This is a genomic window from Pontibacillus chungwhensis, assembly GCF_030166655.1.
In the GTDB taxonomy this organism is placed as follows: Bacteria; Bacillota; Bacilli; order Bacillales; family BH030062; genus Pontibacillus.
This window is the reverse complement of record NZ_CP126446.1, coordinates 1,155,317-1,169,124: the sequence shown is the minus strand read 5'-3', so window position 1 is coordinate 1,169,124 and position 13,808 is coordinate 1,155,317. Positions and strand designations below refer to the sequence as shown.

The 13,808-nt window shown below is 44.8% G+C and carries 16 protein-coding genes; 6 read left to right on the top strand and 10 right to left on the bottom strand.

Annotation, left to right across the window (positions count from 1 at the left end):
• Positions 1 to 184 precede the first annotated feature (184 nt).
• From QNI29_RS06075 to QNI29_RS06065, 3 genes are read right to left on the bottom strand one after another with little or no spacing between them, the layout of a single operon-like run.
• Positions 185 to 481, bottom strand: coding sequence for a putative quinol monooxygenase (locus QNI29_RS06075; protein ID WP_231418159.1), 297 nt, complete (start codon positions 479 to 481; stop codon positions 185 to 187).
• Between the two features lie 26 nt (positions 482 to 507).
• Positions 508 to 1,143, bottom strand: a complete 636-nt coding sequence (locus QNI29_RS06070) for a nitroreductase family protein (protein ID WP_231418160.1) — start codon at positions 1,141 to 1,143, stop codon at positions 508 to 510.
• A 30-nt stretch (positions 1,144 to 1,173) separates the two neighbouring features.
• Positions 1,174 to 1,611, bottom strand: coding sequence for a MarR family winged helix-turn-helix transcriptional regulator (locus tag QNI29_RS06065; protein WP_231418161.1), 438 nt, complete (start codon positions 1,609 to 1,611; stop codon positions 1,174 to 1,176).
• A gap of 628 nt (positions 1,612 to 2,239) precedes the next feature.
• Between QNI29_RS06065 and QNI29_RS06060 the strand changes: the two genes are divergently transcribed.
• Complete coding sequence (locus QNI29_RS06060; protein WP_231418162.1) at positions 2,240 to 2,746, top strand: hypothetical protein; 507 nt, start codon at positions 2,240 to 2,242, stop codon at positions 2,744 to 2,746.
• A gap of 43 nt (positions 2,747 to 2,789) precedes the next feature.
• On the opposite strand, the gene QNI29_RS06055 is transcribed toward QNI29_RS06060, so the two are convergent.
• The gene (locus QNI29_RS06055) at positions 2,790 to 3,437 is read right to left on the bottom strand and encodes a hypothetical protein (RefSeq protein ID WP_231418163.1); all 648 of its coding nucleotides are present in this window, start codon (positions 3,435 to 3,437) and stop codon (positions 2,790 to 2,792) included.
• 217 nt (positions 3,438 to 3,654) lie between these two features.
• Here QNI29_RS06055 and QNI29_RS06050 point away from each other — a divergent pair, with 217 nt between their 5' ends.
• A complete protein-coding gene (locus QNI29_RS06050; RefSeq protein WP_255688554.1) occupies positions 3,655 to 3,789 on the top strand; it encodes a hypothetical protein in 135 nt (44 codons plus the stop codon).
• A gap of 48 nt (positions 3,790 to 3,837) precedes the next feature.
• Here QNI29_RS06050 and QNI29_RS06045 read toward each other — a convergent pair whose 3' ends face one another.
• Entirely contained in the window at positions 3,838 to 4,191 is a 354-nt protein-coding gene (locus QNI29_RS06045) for a DUF805 domain-containing protein (protein ID WP_231418164.1), read from the bottom strand.
• Between the two features lie 152 nt (positions 4,192 to 4,343).
• On the opposite strand from QNI29_RS06045, the gene QNI29_RS06040 reads away from it, so the two are divergent.
• The 4 genes from QNI29_RS06040 to QNI29_RS06025 all read left to right on the top strand — a co-directional run bounded on the left by QNI29_RS06040 (position 4,344) and on the right by QNI29_RS06025 (position 10,264).
• Entirely contained in the window at positions 4,344 to 5,018 is a 675-nt protein-coding gene (locus tag QNI29_RS06040) for an NAD(P)H-dependent oxidoreductase (RefSeq protein ID WP_231418165.1), read from the top strand.
• 156 nt (positions 5,019 to 5,174) lie between these two features.
• On the top strand, positions 5,175 to 6,473 hold the full coding sequence (locus QNI29_RS06035) for a hypothetical protein (RefSeq protein ID WP_231418166.1): 1,299 nt from the start codon (positions 5,175 to 5,177) through the stop codon (positions 6,471 to 6,473).
• Complete coding sequence (locus tag QNI29_RS06030) at positions 6,457 to 8,439, top strand: McrB family protein (RefSeq protein WP_231418167.1); 1,983 nt, start codon at positions 6,457 to 6,459, stop codon at positions 8,437 to 8,439. Before QNI29_RS06035 ends, QNI29_RS06030 begins: the two co-directional genes overlap by 17 nt.
• A complete protein-coding gene (locus tag QNI29_RS06025; protein WP_231418168.1) occupies positions 8,423 to 10,264 on the top strand; it encodes a DUF2357 domain-containing protein in 1,842 nt (613 codons plus the stop codon). Before QNI29_RS06030 ends, QNI29_RS06025 begins: the two co-directional genes overlap by 17 nt.
• Positions 10,265 to 10,792: 528 nt before the next feature.
• Here the strand turns inward: QNI29_RS06025 and QNI29_RS06020 are convergent.
• The 5 genes from QNI29_RS06020 to QNI29_RS06000 are packed head-to-tail and all read right to left on the bottom strand — an operon-like array spanning position 10,793 to position 13,518.
• On the bottom strand, positions 10,793 to 11,182 hold the full coding sequence (locus tag QNI29_RS06020; RefSeq protein ID WP_231418169.1) for a hypothetical protein: 390 nt from the start codon (positions 11,180 to 11,182) through the stop codon (positions 10,793 to 10,795).
• A gap of 20 nt (positions 11,183 to 11,202) precedes the next feature.
• Positions 11,203 to 11,553, bottom strand: a complete 351-nt coding sequence (locus QNI29_RS06015; protein WP_231418170.1) for a hypothetical protein — start codon at positions 11,551 to 11,553, stop codon at positions 11,203 to 11,205.
• The gene (locus QNI29_RS06010; RefSeq protein WP_284526897.1) at positions 11,550 to 11,786 is read right to left on the bottom strand and encodes a hypothetical protein; all 237 of its coding nucleotides are present in this window, start codon (positions 11,784 to 11,786) and stop codon (positions 11,550 to 11,552) included. Before QNI29_RS06010 ends, QNI29_RS06015 begins: the two co-directional genes overlap by 4 nt.
• A 9-nt stretch (positions 11,787 to 11,795) precedes the next feature.
• Positions 11,796 to 12,923: a hypothetical protein gene (locus tag QNI29_RS06005; protein ID WP_231418172.1), complete on the bottom strand. Its 1,128-nt coding sequence runs from the start codon at positions 12,921 to 12,923 to the stop codon at positions 11,796 to 11,798.
• Positions 12,924 to 12,960: 37 nt separating this feature from the next.
• A complete protein-coding gene (locus QNI29_RS06000; RefSeq protein WP_231418173.1) occupies positions 12,961 to 13,518 on the bottom strand; it encodes a P-loop nucleotide/nucleoside kinase family protein in 558 nt (185 codons plus the stop codon).
• Positions 13,519 to 13,808 lie beyond the last annotated feature (290 nt).

Below are 13,808 nucleotides of genomic sequence, written 5' to 3'. Positions count from 1 at the left end.
TGCGAGACTCCTGCGGCAGGAGGAGCCTAGGGGAGACCCCGGAAAGCGCGTAGCGATTGAGGAGGCTTCCCAGCTCGCCGCGGAAAGCGAGTGATTTCCCGAATCACCTTTCACTCAGATAAAAGCCACGGAGTTATCAACCATAAAAAAGCACCTGGCCATTGAGCCAGGTGCTTCCCTCTATTTAGCGTTCAATTTTCTCTCCAACATACGATTCAAGTGCAAGAGGAGCTGTTAGGAACTGCGGAGCTTTCTCAACAAAAGCAGTGAAGTGGCTGCTCTTACCGTGAGCTTCTACTGAAGCCTGGTCCTGCCATACTTCTACCATTGTATACGTGTTCTCCTGTTCTGTGCTTTTCATTAAATCATAAGAAATGTTGCCGTCTTCTTGACGTGAATCTGCAATAAGAGAACGAACCTCTTCCAAGAAAGCTTGTTCTTTCTCAGGGTTTACTTGAAAATGAGCGTGAGTGATAATCATTAGGATTCCTTCTTTCTGTTCGTAGTTTATTTCCAGTCTGCGATTGTATCGATCGGAAGACGTACAGATTCGTAACCATCTTCAGCTGCTTTTCCGACTGAGATAAGCATCACTGGGTAGTAACGATCTTTATCTAAACCGTATGCTTCTGCGATTTGGTCTTTCTCATATCCACCAATTGGGTTTGTATCATAGCCATGTGCACGTGCAGCTAGCATGAATTGCATAGAAACAAGTCCACCGTCGATCAGGTTCATTTCACGATAAGCTTCTTCTGAGATCTGATCGATCAGACCCTGGATCGCAGGAACTTGGCGGTCACGTACTTCTTGTGGCATTTTGCCTTGTTCGACAGCTGAATCATAAATGGTCTCAAGGTATTCTGTACTGTTCATATCCACAAATACAGCTACAACAGCTGAAGATGTTTCGATTTGCGTTTGGTTAAACTTTCCTAGTGGCTTAAGGGTTTCTTTCCCTTCTTCACTGTCGATTACGACAAAACGCCAAGGCTGTAGGTTAACAGAAGAAGGCGCCATTGTTGCTTCTCGTAGAATTTCTGTCATCTCTTCTTTTGAAATCTTAACGGACGGATCGTAATTACGAATGGAACGACGTCCTGAAATAATATGGTTAAAATCGTTGATTGTTGCTTTAGTCATGGTGTATTCTCCTCTACTCGTAAAATTTAGTTAGTCATGTTCGATGTCATGCACATTGTTCTGTACTCTCGTTAATAAATCAGATAGAACAGAACGCTCCTGTGCTGAGAATCCTTCGAACACTTGAGATATAAATGTCTCTTTTTCTTGGCAATAACGCTGGATCTTACTTCGTCCCTCTTCTGTAAGCTTTACGAACGTGACCCGGTTATCTTCAGGGTTCTTGCGACGGGCGACGATCCCTTTCTCATCCAGCTGCTTCAAATGTCTCGTCACGGCTGCACTGTCAATGTTAACCTGGCGTCTCAGGTCCGTTTGATTGATTTCATCCACTTCCATCAACTTATGCAAAACCTCAAGCCGAGACTGGCTAATGCCTGTACAGCGTTCAAATTTCGGGCTCATCTGCTTATAAATCTCGTTTAATTGAAGAATGATTCTCTCTTCTTCTTCATACTGCTTCGTCAACAATCCCCCTCCTATCTATAATTAATTGATGCATCAATTATTGACCCGTCAACTAATTTACTATAGTGACACGTTCTATGTCAATGAAGTTGTTTATTGATTCATTGACCCCTCAACTAATGAGGCAAAGCCTACTATAGACCATGGCCCTCCCACGCGTCAACAAAAGCACTCACCCCTATCTTTTGAATGCTCGCGTCCCCATATGTATGCTACAATGAACCAATTAGAAAAAATATGAGCTCTGTTACCAACTAGTGTCGGTGGGGGCCGTTTGCGTTTATTGAGAGTTCGGGAGGTCTGACACGGCTCGCTTTCCTAGGCCCTCACACGACGTGAGATCGTTCGACGTCGACGATTTTAGTCGAACTTCTCCATGTACTAGGCTCCTCGTTACACAGCTGGGCCGTTCATATAAATTTTAGCCAGGGGTGGCTGGGGGACGGGGAGACTCCTACGGGAGAAAGAGGTCGACGAGACCCCGGAGCGAACAAAGTGAGTGAGGAGGCTCGACAGCTCGCCCGTGGAAAGCGAGTCGTCCCCCAGCCACCCCAACCACTTATAAACGTAAACGGCCTAACTTCACCACACTCTAACAGAGCAAAAACCTATAAAGCGAGGTGTTACAATGTGGTTCGATGAGGAACTGACTTCTTATCATGAAGGCTTTGAAATCAGAGGAACTGGATTTAGTGTAGTAACGAAAATCCAAGAAGGAATCGTTCATATGGTTGACTTCGGAGACGTGGATGTTATTCCAATGGAACGGGAAATGAGTCGGTCGTTTGTTGATGAACTAATCTCCTCTTTCCCGAAGACCGTGACAAAGGCACTGCCTCGTTATCGCGGGAAGAACGCTGATCTTGTTTATTATTTCATGACCGGACACGGCAAATGGTATGAGTTTAACTACCATACGGAACAGATCCTACCGGTGCGTGGAATGGATAAATACAATATGAATGACACAGAAATGATTCCATGGGTCGGCGAGGCGCTTAAACGACAGCAAGCGAAGCATTGTCCGAGCTGTCACGCCCTTTATTTAGAAAAGGGAACCGCGGAATGCTTACCATGTAAGACCATTGGATCCAACCATCCTCACAGAATGGCAGAAGCTGACCCTGTAGAATAAATTGATGAAAAAGGACGGCTAGGTCCCGTCCTTATTTACCTCCTTATTCTCCCACGTACATAAACACACTCCACATTAGGGGCAAAACTATTTTGACTCCGTTCCAGAGAAGATCACTCATTGAATAATGGAAAGCCTGAGGTTGCTTCTCTTCGTCTTCACCGCCTCCAACCTCTAGCTGTGTTTGATCCTTATATCCCTTTTCAATCCTTAATCGTTCTCCGTACTGTTCTTTCAATTCCTGTTTTGTCTCATCCGAGATGTCTATAACTTTCAAGCGTTGCCTGCTTTTTTTAAGATTCATGGTTAACTCATACTTTTCAATGCCTAAATCACGTAAGTCGTCAGCTATTTGATTTTGCAAGTCCACCATTTCATTGTAGGAAAGATCCACATTTATCACAGTTACATCTGAATAGTTGTTTTGAATCTGCCTGATGGCTTTAGGATACCCCGCCTCTGATTTGTCTTTAACGAGGATCGTGATCTCCTTCCCTTCCCTGTCCATTGTAAAATAGCCGTTTGCCTTGATAGGGGTTCCTGTGCGATTGAAGATCTTCCTAATTTCCTCTTGCTTATCCGCACGCACTCGATCCTCTTCCGTAAATCCTTGTTGGGCTGCCACAATTTTTCCTGGCCAAGCGACTAATATGGCCACTACAAATAAGGATACTACCATTACTCTCTTCATCTACTTCCGCCTCCTTTTTTCCCATCTACCTTCTTTGTCGTTTTATGAGCTTTTACGTTTCAACTGCTCCCAATTCTTTATAATTTAATCTTTTTTTCGAAAATATTGTCTCATAGAGGCGTTTTATCGCCTATTTTTCTATTTGTTTTCCCAATAGATTATCCAGAAAATTCCCATTATAATAGAAGATAGACAAACCAATAGGAGGGATGATTGTATGAAAACATTGAAGAAGATCGGAATTATCGGTGCGTTAACAGTTGGCTTAGTAGCAGGAAATTCATTCGTCACAACGGACGCGAATGCCTATGATGCCTGTGAATCTTGGTATTACACAGATTGTTATCAATAAGAAAAAAGCTTCAGAGGGTATCGTCCCTTCTGAAGCTTTTTTACTGCATTATGCGCTTTTGTGTTCTGGATTTGGTCCATAATCATTTTCATATGGTTCGCTATCGAGGCACATGAAGACAATGAAGATAATTCCGCCGATCACTGGGATGAAGCTGATTAAGACCCATAGTCCGCTTCTTCCTGTATCATGTAAACGCCGGACTGCTACAGCTAGCGACGGAATGAGAACAGCTAAGTTGTAGAACGTTGTTAAGATAGGTCGTAGATCGAGGACCTCCTGAACAACTGCTAGCGCTATAAGGATAATGGTATTAATCAGGAAGAACATCCAATATTCCATTCGCCTTGCTCTTCCTTCAAACGTTGCGTAATTTTTTAAGACTTTCAGATACCAATCCATAAACAAACTCCTCCTCACAACCCTTACCAAACTTTCTATATCACTTACCCTGCTATTATGAGCCCCACACCTTTTACCAGCAAGCATTAAATTATCTCCCACAGAAACGGACATGATATAGTACGTGTGAACCTATTCAAGGAGGAATGACGATGGATAAAGAAGCAAAGAAATTAGAAATCCTAGAAGCTGCGAAGTTTAGACACGCTACGAAAACGTTTGACCCGAATCAAACAATCCCAGAAGAAGACTTCAACTTCATTCTTGAAATTGGTCGTCTTTCGCCAAGTTCCTTTGGTACAGAACCTTGGCGTTTTCTTGTGATTGAAAATGAAAAGCTCCAAGAAAAAATTAAGAATACCGCATGGGGAGCCTACGGTAAACTTCCGGATGCGAGTCATTTTGTGATTTTCCTAGCGAGAACAAGACAGGATACCCAGTATGATTCCGAGTATCTAAAAGATCATCTGCTCAATAAGAAACAGATGCCAGAGGAGATTGCAAATAAATTACTAGGCCGGGTTGAACAATTCCAGAAAGAAGACTTTGACCTGCTCCACGGCGAGCGCCCTCTTTACGACTGGGCTAGTAAGCAGACCTATATTCCACTATCTAATATGATGACAGCCGCTGCAGAGATCGGAATCGATTCCTGTCCGATTGAAGGCTTTCCAATGGAAGCAATGAATGACCTCTTAAAAGAAGAAGGCCTTCTTGAAGATGGGAGCTTTGGCATTTCCGTTATGTGTGCATTCGGCTACCGCGCAGAAGAACAAAGCCCGAAAACGCGTCGTCCTTTCGAAGACGTTATAAAGTTCGTTAAATAGAAGCACGTTTGAAGTGACTGGCCAACAGGGTCGGTCACTTTTTTTACCCTTATCCCTTCAAAACCTCCCTTACAAACCATTTCATGTCAAGACTAGTAATCACGCGACTTTTTATCTATTATTTTACATATACCTACATCTTAAGGAGGGGCAAGGATGACAACAGATACAAAGGAAATCAGCCAGGAGTGGCTCAAGATTCAAAAGACGGTAAAACAGGACTTTTTACACCACGTATCCAAGAAAGAAATGGCACGCATTGCACAAGTGTTTGATCTAAAAGTACAAGGATTCTCAAAGAAAAGAATGGTGGCTGCTCCGCCTCCTTTGTTAAAACAAGCGATTACGAAATTTATGGACACCTTAACAGACCTCGGCACCTTTTTCAGAGGGTTTACAAGACCTTATGTTGAGGATATGGAAGACTACGAGTTCTCTGAACTGATCTTGCAAGCGTCTCTACAAGAAACAATGACCGATGCACAGAAGATGATGATTATAGCCGTGCTTTTCCCTGAACGGTATGAAGACACGCGCGATAAAATGATTGAAAATTTGAACAACGAAGAGGATGTGTACAATGGACTTCAAGAATTCTCATTAGAAGATATCTTAAAGGGCCTCGCTCAAAAGTATGAAACAACGCTCCCTGACTTAGTAGAGGATTTCCTCGAGGAACATGCTGAAACGGAAGATCTCCCCGAAGAAATTGATTTAGCTCTCCTTTTCGAGAAAGAGTACGAAGAGGACAAAGGGACACAAGCCCTACAAGTTGTCAGTGAATACGATCTAAATCCAGAGGAATATTCGGCTGAGGAACTCTTGCCCCTTTATAAATTGGCGCTTCAAGAGCTTGTTACGCTCGCGGAAGTTTCCGTTAGCCAGGCGAAAGATGACCGCGACAAAGCGATGGATGAGAAAGCTGCATCTGAACGGAAAGCGAGCCGCTACTACAAGCGCCGAGAAGACCTCTTGCGCCAGCTGAAAGAGAAAGAGCAGGAGCGACAAGTGAGAGAAGAGGAAGAGCGCGAAGAAAGACTTGAGCTGCAAAAGCAAGGGGAAGCGCTTGAGAACGAGTTAGAAAAAGAACGTCAGAAGTACGCCGAAGCCATGAAGGAACAGAAAGAGGCGAAGATCGATGTGTTTGAGGAACTAGATGATTTTCTCTTTATTACGAATGAAGAGAATAAGCGCTTCTCCTCTCTTCTCCCTGATGAGAAGCTACTTTCTTATAATACAGACCGATCATTCTCTGAACAATTCAAGTTCATCCCTATGAACAAGCTGATCTTCATTGATACCAACACCCTTTCATCAAAGGCCCAGCTTGAAGTTCGAAATTATCTACAACAGAAGCAGTACAGCTACAAGTTCGTCAGCGGTTCACCGGAGAAGATGTTCCGTAAAATTATATTCTACCTAGAAGGAGATGCCACCTATGAAGCTATCAACTAAACTCCCACACATCGTAAAACGACAACTTGAGGACAGCATCTTCGTTGGCCGATTGGCGACGTCAACTGAAATCCATACGCAAACCTTTCAGGAATCACCCATTGTTTTAAGCGAACATACGGACCGGTTAACCTTTTACTTAAAGCCCTTGTCCCCTTTACCTAATAAGCTGACCCGGTACTTCGGGAAGATGAATGACCTCTTAACAGGGAACACGAATTCTATGAACAACGTACGTGTATTAAATGATCTCATTCAATATGACCGCATTCCCTATCCTGACCTCAAGCCGAAAGTGGAAGCCTTATTTAAGGACAAGCTCGTTCTTTTTAAACTAACGCATGCCAATGACAATGTTTATGCCGAGCTGATTAAGCTTGAGCCGATTCAGCCACAAGAGGAATACGTGGTCCTCCCCTCTCCTGATTTAAGACTTGGGGAAACGAGACAGGATTTAGAAGCGAAATTTACAGGGGAGAAGCGCCCGATTACGCTTAAGAAATATCCGAATCTTTTCGAGGCCCCTTCTATGATCCTTTATGAAGATACGTTGTATGAAGTGGCCCTTGAGTCAAAGAGCAATTCAACAACGTATTTCCAAAAAGAGGGTATACCTGTCAGGTCCGCTTCGGTTGACCCGGATACGCTCATCGAATACGTCGATGCAGTTTATGAGCATCATTTGTTCTTCTTGTCGAAGCACTATTACGCCCTTCTTATGGAACAGTTCGAGACACAGAAACGCCCTCTAAGGGAGCCGTCAGTTCCAACAAAAGAGGCCCCCACTCCTCAGAAGGAAGATCGGGCACTTGTATCAAAACCGGTTCAGGCTACCTCTGAGATGGACTTTCTCGATCGCTTGCTCCATAAGGCCGGATATGAATACAAGATGTTCTACCGCGAGGAAGATCTGTATGCGTTTCATATGAGCGTCAAGACCAATCCGCTTACGATATTAGGGGGCATGTCAGGGACCGGGAAGTCTCAGCTTGCGCGAATTTACGGGGAAACCCTTGGGTTAACTGAAGGCGAAACGATGCTTTTCTTACCGATCTCCCCATCCTACCAGGACCCAAATGATATTCTCGGATTTATGAATCCGACGACCAACGTGTTTCATGAAAGTGATACGGGCCTCGTCAGTCTTCTTCAGCACGCGGCTGACTATCCGGATCAGTTACATATGGTGATCTTTGATGAGATGAACTTGTCTCAGGTGGAGCACTGGTTCAGTCCGTTCCTCTCCCTTCTTGAAATCAACGGAGACAAGCACCTGCAGATCTTTAACGATTCGATTACAGAGGAAAGCGGCCGCTATCAGTCTCGCATTAAGCTCGGTGACAATTTAATCTTTATTGGAACCGTGAATTTCGATGAAACTACGAAATCGTTCTCTGATCGTTTGCTTGACCGAACGAATATTATTACACCGAAGAAGCCTCCTTTTAAAGAGACAATTGCATTTTACGAAAAGGTGCATCAGTCGGTCCCTGTTTCACCAGAACCGCGCGAGGTCAGCGCTTCCCATTTACGAGGAGAGTGGCGCTTTGCCGCAGGTGACGTTGGCCTTCATTTGTTAAATGAATACGAGATTCACACCCTTGATGAGATCCATTCTCTTATGAATGAGAACGATCCCCAAAAAGGCGTCTCCTTCCGGGTGGCCTTAGCGATCACTGATTACCTGTGTAACGTTCCAAGTGATGCTACTGGTACTCCACTCTTGTCACGCCGGGAACTGTTTGATTTTCAAATTAACCAGCGAATCTTAACGAAAATCAAAGGAATCGATACGTTTGCAGGGCCAATGGTTGGTGAGATGAGTACGCCTAGTGACTATGTCGACGGCTCCCTAGCTAAACTCTTTAAATCGGATCGTGCTCAGATGGCCTCTGACTTCACACTGTCTTTAAAGACGCTACACAACAAAGCAAAAGAGCTGATGATGTATGGCTTTACCAACTAATCATACAGACATTATCAATCTGCACGACTCAGGATTAGGCCTTTACTTTCAAACGGGCAGAAACGAAGTGAAGATCCATCACCTTAGTCCCGATCAGAGGCGAGATCACCTTATGGAGACCCTTGTCGAGGTGTACGAATATCAGAAGTGGAGCGCGTTGCTCATCGACTGGAAGGATGATCGTTCTATCAAAATCCGCTTCCCTTCTCCTGAAGGGGACGGTGATCTGTTTGAACGTTCGTTAAGCAAAACAAAGCAGGTGCAGCCTTTATTTGATCCAGCCAAGGAGGACACATTCCCCTGGCCATGCGGGACGTTTATTTACGAAGTGGACTTAGAAGGACGAACGTATTACGGCGCGGTCCGCATCGTCCCCCACCATTTCTCGAAGCAACAGTTCAATCAGATTGCCACGTTTCTAGAGGAAGCCTTAGAAGGATTGACCATGAACTATTACCAGGAAGTGAGTCAGTCTTTAAGCCCTGAACAGTTAATCGGAGAAAGTGACCTCCGTTTCCTGAAATGGCTCGATCGATCCTTCCGTAAATTAACGACAGCCCTTGACTGGATCGAGAAAGAGAACAGCATGAACGTACGGCGTCATTACCAAGTCGAGTCCCATCCTGGGAGAATGGACAGGCAAAGCTTTAAGTGGGAGCATTCCGCTAAAGGAGCTGTGATGAGTGGAACCAAGTTCTACAATCGTAAGCAACGTCAGGACGCAAATACTCCTGAGAACCAGCTCGTTAAATTTCGGACAAAAGCGGTTCTAAAGCGCATGAATCAGCTAATCAGCACTCTCGAAGAAGAACGACTGCGATTCATCGACGACCAGAACACGCTAAATGGAGAAATCGAGCAATTAACGCGCGACAGACTCAGTCCTCTAGCCAGGGTTACGTCAAACGATCAGACGCTCCTTAAAAATAAAGAAACAAGCAAAGTTAAAACCAAAGAAGCTACCGAAACTAAAATTAGAAATATGGAGCAAACACTAAGAAAGGTTAAACCCTATCAGCAGCAGCTCCGTTCGGTTATTCGACAAGGCTTCTGGAACGACGTGGATGACGTGCATCCACGTGTACCCCGTTCCGTGCAGAGCCGTGGTTACATTTCGTTCCATAAACTGTGGCATGAGCTTGAAGCGTCTGGCGGGCGTACATCTGTCCCAGCCTCTAGAGCGGGTGAGCCTCTGTTCCATTCAACAGGTAAAATGTATGAGTACTACACGCTTTTACACGTGGTCCACCTCATCAAAGAGCGGGGCTATTCCTTCAAACACGACACCCTGATGAATCAATTACAAAAGGGCTATATGCATTCAGAGCTTCAGGAAGGGACAACGGTCGTCCTCGCCAATTCTGAAGGAGAACTTCACGTGGTGTATGAGCAGGAAGTCGAACATCGCTCCCGTGATGCCATCGCAAATAGCACTTACTTCTTCTCGAAATTCAGACGGAAGAAGCCAGATATTCGCATCGATTATTATCACTATCACGAAGGGGTTCCTCTCTATCACTCTTCCATTGCCGTTGAAGTGAAGTACAGCCCCCTTCGAAACATCTACACACCTGATGGCAACACGAAAGCCGCCGAGCAGATGAATGAGTATGTCGGCATCAAATACTACTGCCCAGTGCGCCAATCATTCTACAACCGCATTCGGGAAGTCCTCTGTGTTTACCCTGGAAACCGAGCAGAACCTGTCCTCCTTGATACAGAAGCAGGCAAGTTCATTCAGCTCTATCCGACTGAAGACGGTGCTGTTGGGATGGAGGCGCTTGGAGGAGTGCTTGATGGGTGGTTGGACCTTAAGGCTTGGTGAGGGGCGTTCTGATGCTTTTCGGGGGCGTCTGGACACTTTTGGGGCGCTTCCTGACGCTTTGTGGGGGCGTTCCGACGCTTTTCGGGGGCGTTCTGACGCTTTTCGGGCGTGTCCCGACACTTTTGGGGCGCTTCCGGACGCTTTGCGCCGGCGTTCTGACGCTTTTCGAGCGCGTCCCGACACTTTTGGGGCGCTTCCGGACGCTTTGCGCCGGCGTTCCGACGCTTTTCGGGCGCGCCCCGACACTTCGGGCCGGCGTTCTGACGCTTTTCAGGGGCGTCCCGACACTTTTGGGGCGCTTCCGGACGCTTTGCGCCGGCGTTCTGACGCTTTTCAGGGGCGTCCCGACACTTCGCACTGGCGTTCCGACGCTTTTCGGACGTGTCCTGACGCTTTGCGCCGACCTCCTGATGCTTTTCCGGGACGACGTCCGGACATCTCATGCGAGCGTTCCGATGCTTTTAAGCGCATTCAGACACTCTGCCTTAAATATATAGTAACAATAAAAGTAGCGCGCTTGGAACTCTATCATCCAAGCGCGCTACTTTTTCCATCATCCAACGGTTCCCCTATAATCTTAACCATTATAGGAATTACGAATATCGAAACCAGTACAAGATTAGCAATATGTAGTGAGATAAAACCTAGGTGCGCATAATAGCTATTAACATACAGCAAGACCGTCACCAGCAGATTTGGAATCATGGCGATACATACTTTTCGCATGGTAAAAAGCTGTTTCTTTCTTTGAATTCTACCGACCATAACCCAAGCAGTAATGTATAGTCCAATGATCAGTACTAGCCCAATCCCAAGATTCATAACAAAGCCTCCTGGAAGCATGAGCAGATACCGATACCCTCCTAGCGCAATCCATCCTGAGAATAGGATGTATAGGATATTTCCTAGTAGAAGCAAATCGTTTCCCCCTCCTCTATTCATGCGACAGACGTTTTTGTTTTCCGCCGTAACAGTTCATCCACAAAGAAAAACACCACAGCCACTGGCACGCCAAACACGAGTAAGAATGGGTAAATAACAAGAGGGATCGTGGCGCCCATGTGAAAGATAAAGGAGAAGAAAACGCGCGCGTCTCCGAATTTCTGGGTGAGCTTCTCGATGGCAATCGATACGAGAACGCCGTACAACATACCCACAAAGACGTACCTCATATAAAAAGTAGCGTTCGTAAGCCCTCCTTCCTCTCCAAGCAAAGGAAATTGATACCCGAAAAACAAGGATGTAATCGGGATTGTAATGAGGACTGCATACAGTTTTCGGCTAATCACATTGTCCCCTTCTTTCTCTTCTTTTCTTTATACTCATCTTCATACTTCTGATCCATTTTTCGAATCAAAGCTCTGATCCCAAAACTTAGCCCTGTAAATACGGCAAAAAAGAGGGCATATAAACTATTTCTTAGCCACAAAATTTCACCAGCCCCTAAAAGGTCAAATACAACCGTGACTCCTAAAGCGCCGAAAAAAATAAAAATACACGACCACACTATATTTTTAGACAAGAGATCGCCTCACAATCTTAATTTTTGACTAATAAAGGAAGCTGCACGGCCAAATAAAACGAACAGGTAATCGAAGATCGCAAAGAATAGGACAGGCAAACTATATGAGAAGATCGATCCAATGTGTAAGGTTTGGCCTGTGAATAAAGAAGAGACGCCTACACCAACCGTTGTACTGAGCGCATACGTGATGTAGTAAACGACAGGCATCAGCCACCATTTATAATACTTACGCCAGCTGACAAAGAATAAAGGAGCTAGACCAGGAAGCAAGATGTATAAGAAATACCGATGCCCTTCTAAAGCATAGCCCCCGTCCTCAACCGGAACACCAGGAAATAAGAGAAGCCCCATCAAAAGGCCATAGATTAGAATGCCGAACGTGACTCGTTGGTCCACGTTCTTCGTTCTCTCTTTTTTATCCTTATTCATCCGTTTCAGGGTGTCTTGTTCCATCCACATGTCAAAAGGATTTTTCTTCCCACCACTTAGAATGCGCGGCTCTTCTTTCAACTCCCACCACGGGGTTGCTTCGAGTTTTGAGAAATCGATTTTATACCCTTCATAGTGAGCTCTGTGCATGTCATGAAGATCTTTAGGAGCGTAAAAAACAGGAATATCGTGATTCTTTAAACGTGAGAACCACTCTCCCCACTCTTCTTCGTTATTGATCCGCTTCAGGAAATAGGAATCCCGGTAGAAAACGATGATGATGGATCGGATATAATAATGGCCACGCCCCATATGCATGAAATCGTGAATATAATACGCATCATGGGCCAGAATAACCTTTTTTATATCCTTATAAGGGATGATATTTTCCTCTTTCCTCCCATCTTTATACTCCCACTCTTCTTCAATTCCTCGCTCATTTACCTCCGTTTCAATAGCAACATTCGCATTCCTCTTCAATTCACTGTACGGAATCCAGGTAATAAACCCAAAAGCAATCGCAAACACGACGCTAACCCAGGTCAGGATGAGAAGATCTCCTCCCAAATACAGGGTAACTAGTGCGGCGGCCATAGAAAGAGCAGTCAGAACCCCGAAAATCCCTAGTGCTATTTTCTTTGTGAGAATATGCGAGGATGGTAACCGATTGGAATACTGCAGCGTTTGTTCGGTGGATGGTTCCACATCAACTCTCTCCCTTCCATTTTCCTAATCTTCATACCTATTCTGAATACGACGAAGAAAATGCTTTGTGATCATTTCCGATGTAGCTCATAACTTCTTCTATATATGCATCAACCGGAAGAGATGTATCGACACAATACCAGTCTATTTCAGATGGTTTCTTGCTATGATGCAAGGCAGGGGTAAACACTTCTTCTGACTTTACTTTTCCGACCTGGCTTACCTTACGCTCACGACTTTTAAGTCTTCTGTTTATCTCATCCAAATCTTCGAGGTAGCACTCCACATATTTATAAGCTGCCCTATGCGTCTCTGCGAGCTTCGTTCCTTTCTCGATCATTTCCTGATAGAGACACGGACTGTCAAAAATCACGCTTTTCCCCTGACTTAAATGAAAATCAATAAGCGCCCAATTCATTGAATAGGACACCTTTCCGATTTCTTTTCCATTCATACCCGTTCCTTGTAAACTAAGCATGAGAGAAGATTTCACAACGTCACAATCGACAACCACCGCTCCAGTTCTCTGTGCTATTTCCCGGGAAAGGGTTGATTTACCTGACCCAGGAATCCCAGACATTTGTACAAAAAACATCCGACCCTCTCCTTTCCTTACACCGCTCTGTTTCCAATCCATCTCCCCCCATTCTAAACGCAACCTCTCTTACAATTTCATACAAAAAATCCTCACTCATTCGTACGTTCCCTCCCACCAGAAGTTTCACCTCTGGAGAAATCTGTTACTAAAAGACTATGTATCTTTCTCTAAGATCTCTATTCCATCTCTCTCCCAAAGTTTTATTATAAAGAGGTTAAAGATAGAAAACGTTAGCATGTGCCCAAACCACCCTTTACTCAATTACAGCTGATGGAAACATCCTCTTA

Excerpts from the sequence above, each read along its gene's own strand:
- QNI29_RS06030 (WP_231418167.1), top strand. The coding sequence starts at position 6,457 with ATGAAGCTATCAACTAAACTCCCACACATCGTAAAACGACAACTTGAG.
- QNI29_RS06000 (WP_231418173.1), bottom strand. The coding sequence starts at position 13,518 with ATGTTTTTTGTACAAATGTCTGGGATTCCTGGGTCAGGTAAATCAACC.
- QNI29_RS06035 (WP_231418166.1), top strand. The coding sequence starts at position 5,175 with ATGACAACAGATACAAAGGAAATCAGCCAGGAGTGGCTCAAGATTCAA.
- QNI29_RS06050 (WP_255688554.1), top strand. The coding sequence starts at position 3,655 with ATGAAAACATTGAAGAAGATCGGAATTATCGGTGCGTTAACAGTTGGC.
- QNI29_RS06060 (WP_231418162.1), top strand. The coding sequence starts at position 2,240 with ATGTGGTTCGATGAGGAACTGACTTCTTATCATGAAGGCTTTGAAATC.
- QNI29_RS06045 (WP_231418164.1), bottom strand. The coding sequence starts at position 4,191 with ATGGATTGGTATCTGAAAGTCTTAAAAAATTACGCAACGTTTGAAGGA.
- QNI29_RS06070 (WP_231418160.1), bottom strand. The coding sequence starts at position 1,143 with ATGACTAAAGCAACAATCAACGATTTTAACCATATTATTTCAGGACGT.
- QNI29_RS06075 (WP_231418159.1), bottom strand. The coding sequence starts at position 481 with ATGATTATCACTCACGCTCATTTTCAAGTAAACCCTGAGAAAGAACAA.
- QNI29_RS06025 (WP_231418168.1), top strand. The coding sequence starts at position 8,423 with ATGGCTTTACCAACTAATCATACAGACATTATCAATCTGCACGACTCA.
- QNI29_RS06040 (WP_231418165.1), top strand. The coding sequence starts at position 4,344 with ATGGATAAAGAAGCAAAGAAATTAGAAATCCTAGAAGCTGCGAAGTTT.
- QNI29_RS06055 (WP_231418163.1), bottom strand. The coding sequence starts at position 3,437 with ATGAAGAGAGTAATGGTAGTATCCTTATTTGTAGTGGCCATATTAGTC.